The following is a 4,055-nucleotide window of genomic DNA, read 5'->3' as shown; positions in this document are numbered from 1 at the left end:
CGCCCGGCGGGGCGCGGCGCCCCCCCCCCCGGGGCCCCGCGGCCGGGCCGGCCGGGCGCTGGTGCTGCGGCGGGACGATCTGCGCGAACAGGTGCGCCGGGGGCGGGAGTCGAACCTGGTGCTGTTCGTGGTGGACGCCTCGGGTTCGATGGCGGCGCGGCAGCGGATGACGGCGGTCAAGGGCGCGGTGCTGTCCCTGCTGATGGACGCCTACCAGCGGCGCGACAAGATCGGCATGGTGACGTTCCGGGGCGTCGGCGCGGAGTTGGCGCTGCCGCCGACCTCCTCGGTGGAGGTGGGCGCGGCACGGCTGGAGCAGTTGCCGACGGGCGGGCGGACGCCGCTGGAGGCGGGCCTGCTGCGCGCGCACGAGGTGCTGCGGGTGGAGCGGCTGCGCGACCCGGACCGGCGGGCGCTGCTGGTGGTGGTCACGGACGGCCGGGCGACGGGGTCGCGCGACGCGGTGGCGCGGGCGCACCGGGCGGCGGGGCTGCTGGCCGCGCAGGGCGTGGCGTCGGTGGTGCTGGACTGCGAGTCCGGTCCCGTCCGGCTGGGCCTGGCACGGGAGTTGGCGGCGCAGCTGAACGGTGACGCGGTGAGCCTGGACGAGTTGCGGGCCGAAGGGGTGGCCTCGCTGGTGCGCGAGACCCGGACGACGATGATGCGAAAGGCGGCGTGAGCGAAGATGCCCAAGGGAGTTGCGGAGAACGTCCCGGACGACGGTCTGACCACCCGGCAGCGGCGGACGCTGCCGATCACGGCGGTGCACACCGGCCCGGGCAAGGGGAAGTCGACGGCGGCGTTCGGGATGGCGCTGCGGGCGTGGAACCAGGGCTGGTCGATCGGGGTGTTCCAGTTCGTGAAGTCGGCGAAGTGGAAGGTCGGCGAGGAGAACGCGCTGCGGGTGCTCGGCGAGTCCGGGCAGGGCGGCACGGTGGCGTGGCACAAGATGGGCTCGGGCTGGTCCTGGGTGCAGCGCGACATCGAGTCCTCCGAGGAGGCGGCCCGGGAGGGCTGGGAGCAGGTCAAGCGGGATCTGGCGGCCGAGACGTACCGCTTCTACGTGCTGGACGAGTTCACCTACCCGCTGCACTGGGGGTGGATCGACGTGGCGGAGGTGGTCGAGGTGCTGCGGGACCGCCCGGGCAGCCAGCACGTGGTGGTGACCGGCCGCAACGCGCCCGAGCAGTTGCTCGAACTGGCCGATCTGGTCACCGAGATGACCAAGGTGAAGCATCCGATGGACGCGGGCCGCAAGGGCCAGCGCGGTATTGAGTGGTAGGGCGTTGAACGACAGCATTCCTCGGCTGGTGGTGGCCGCCCCGTCCTCCGGTGCGGGCAAGACCACGGTGGCGACCGGCCTGATCGCGGCGCTGGCGGCGCGCGGGCTGAAGGTGTCCCCGCACAAGGTCGGCCCGGACTACATCGACCCCGGCTACCACGCGCTGGCCGCCGGGCGTCCGGGCCGCAACCTGGACGCCTGGATGAGCGGCCCGGAGCGGATCGCGCCGCTGTTCGCGCACGGCGCGGCGGGGGCGGACGTGGCCGTGGTCGAGGGCGTGATGGGCCTGTACGACGGGGCGGCGGGGCGCGGCGAGTTGGCGTCCACCGCGCAGGTGGCGAAGCTGCTGCGGGCACCGGTGGTGCTGGTGGTGGACGCCTCCTCGCAGTCGCGTTCGGTGGCGGCGCTGGTGCACGGCTTCGCGTCCTGGGACCCGCAGGTGCGCCTCGCCGGGGTGATCCTCAACAAGGTCGCCTCGGACCGGCACGAGACGCTGCTGCGGGAGGCCCTGGAGGAGGGCTCGGGGGTGCCGGTGCTCGGCGCGGTGCGGCGGGCGCAGGCGGTGGACACGCCGTCCCGTCACCTGGGCCTGGTACCGGCCGTGGAGCGTTCCGCAGAGGCCGTGCGGGCGGTGCGCGAGATGGGCGAACTGGTCGCCGCCTCGGTCGATCTGGACGCGGTGCTGGCACTGGCCCGGAGCGCGCCGCCGCTGCCCGCGGACGCCTGGGACCCGGCGGCGGAGGTCGAGCCGGTGGTCGGGCCCCGACCGCGGATCGCGCTGGCGGGCGGCGCGGCGTTCTCCTTCTCGTACGCGGAGAACGCCGAACTGCTGGCCGCCGCCGGGGCCGAGGTGGTGCCGTTCGACCCGCTGCACGACGAGCAACTGCCCGAGCGGACGGCCGCGTTGGTGATCGGCGGCGGTTTCCCGGAGGTGTACGTCTCCGAGTTGAGTGCCAACGCCTCGCTGCGCCGGGCGGTCGCCGAACTGGCCGCGAGCGGCGCGCCGGTGGTCGGCGAGTGCGCCGGACTGCTGTACCTGGGGCGGGAGTTGGACGGCCTGCCGATGTGCGGGGTGCTGGACGCGACGGCCCGGATGACGTCCCGGCTGACCCTCGGCTACCGGGAGGCGGTGGCGCTCGCCGACTCGCCGCTCGCGGCGGCCGGCTCGCGGGTGCGCGGCCACGAGTTCCACCGCACCGTCACCGACCCGGCGGCCGGCCCGTCCCCCGCCTGGGGCTGGCGCACGCCCGCCGGGCCGCACACCGAGGGCCACCTGCACGGCTCAGTGCACGCCTCCTACCTGCACCTGCACTGGACGGGCGCCCCGGCGCTGCCGTCCCGGCTGGTCCGGCACGCGGCCGCCTGGATGGCCTCGCACGACGGCAGTTGACCGCGAAAGGCCGCGCGGGCCGGGGGGCTCGCGCGGCCGACGGGCGGCGGGCGGTCAAACCGCCTTGCTGCCCTTGGAGGGCTCCTCCTGCTGGGTGGCCAGGCCCAGGGTGCGGCGCAGCGAGATGATCTCGTCGTCGCCCAGGTTGTCGTAGGCGGCCTCGATCTCGCGGCGGAGCGTGGCGGTGTCGGTGGAGGCGCCGGCCGCCCGGTAGTGGTCGGCGGCGGACTTGGACTTGGCGATCAGCCGGTCGAGGGTCGCCTTGTCGGCCTTGCTCCACTGCCCGGCGGACAGCAGGTCGGCCTGCTTGGCGGCGGCGGCGGTCATCTCCTTGGCCCAGCTCCGGAACTCCTCCGGCTCGTCCGCCACGTCGACGTCCTCGCCCGGGCCGTTGACCCAGGCCTTGTCGAACTGGTTGGTGGCTTCCAGCAGTTGGCGCTGGTCGGTGGAGAACGTGGTGAGGTACTTCTGCAGCGAGCCGGTGCGCGGCGACTTGTCGTCGTTGCCCAGGAAGCAGATGACGCGGCGGGCCTCGGGGATCTTCCAGGCCGCCCGGTCCGGGTAGAAGTAGAAGGTGCTCACCTGCTCCGGGATCGACCAGGTGTCCGCCACGTAGGTGTCCACGCTGCCCACGCAGGCCGCCTCGGCCTCCTTCTCCAGCGCCTCCTCGCCCGGGTACGCGCCGGTCTGGGTCTTGGTGGCCTTGGTCAGGTAGGTCTCGCCGAAGTGCGCGGACGTGCAGTCGGTGGTCTTGACCATGCCGGGCGTGGCGCGGTCGAAGCACTGGCCGACGCGCAGCCGGAACGGCGAGTTGGCGGAGAGGTTCGCGCCCGGGGTCTGCACCGCGTGCGAGGGGTGGTCGTCGGAGGAGTCGACCTCCCAGGTGTCGGCGCTGAAGATGCCGCCGATCACCGCGAGCACGAACAGCACCATGCCGAGGCTGCCGGCCACGATGCCGGAGACGGCCATCCCCTTGCCGCGTTCGCCGGTCCGCTTGATCTGGCGCAGCGCGCCGACGCCCAGGCCGATGGCGATGAAGCCGAAGAAGCAGCAGACGATGCCGGTGATCAGCGAGGCGATGGCCAGGTTGTTGGCGTACAGCGAGCGCTGCGGCGCCGGGTACGCCATCGGCGCGCCGGGCATGCCGGGGGCTCCGGGCATGCCGGGGGCGCCCGGCGGCGGGTAGCCGCCCGTCCCCCAGGGCTGCTGGACGCCCGTCGGGGCCCACGGGTTGCCCGCGCCGGTCGCGGGCGGCACCGGGGCGCCGGGCGGCACGGGGGCGGCGGGCGGGGTGGCGGCCCACGGGTTCGCGGGGGCCGGGGGCTCAGCCGCCGCGGGCGTGAAGTCGCTGATGGGCGGCGAGCTGAAGGGCCTGACCAAGAC

4 protein-coding genes are annotated in these 4,055 nt (G+C 74.5%); 3 read left to right on the top strand and 1 reads right to left on the bottom strand.

Annotated elements, in window-relative coordinates; all coding sequences use genetic code 11:
* The 3 genes from ACWEMJ_RS33750 to ACWEMJ_RS33740 form a co-directional block, all read left to right on the top strand.
* Positions 1–679, top strand: a 679-nt coding sequence (locus ACWEMJ_RS33750; protein ID WP_452140960.1) for a vWA domain-containing protein, incomplete at its 5' end; no start/stop codon positions are given.
* Positions 680–685: 6 nt separating this feature from the next.
* Entirely contained in the window at positions 686–1,282 is a 597-nt protein-coding gene (gene cobO, locus ACWEMJ_RS33745) for a cob(I)yrinic acid a,c-diamide adenosyltransferase (protein WP_452140959.1), read from the top strand.
* 4 nt (positions 1,283–1,286) lie between these two features.
* Positions 1,287–2,672, top strand: coding sequence for a cobyrinate a,c-diamide synthase (locus tag ACWEMJ_RS33740; RefSeq protein WP_452140958.1), 1,386 nt, complete (start codon positions 1,287–1,289; stop codon positions 2,670–2,672).
* Between the two features lie 54 nt (positions 2,673–2,726).
* On the opposite strand, the gene ACWEMJ_RS33735 is transcribed toward ACWEMJ_RS33740, so the two are convergent.
* Positions 2,727–4,055: DUF4190 domain-containing protein (locus ACWEMJ_RS33735; protein ID WP_452140957.1), on the bottom strand; the 1,329-nt coding region annotated here is incomplete at its 5' end.

This window comes from Kitasatospora sp. NPDC004531 (assembly GCF_053602195.1).
Note: the sequence above shows the minus strand (reverse complement) of the source record. Positions and strands in the feature narration are given on the sequence as shown.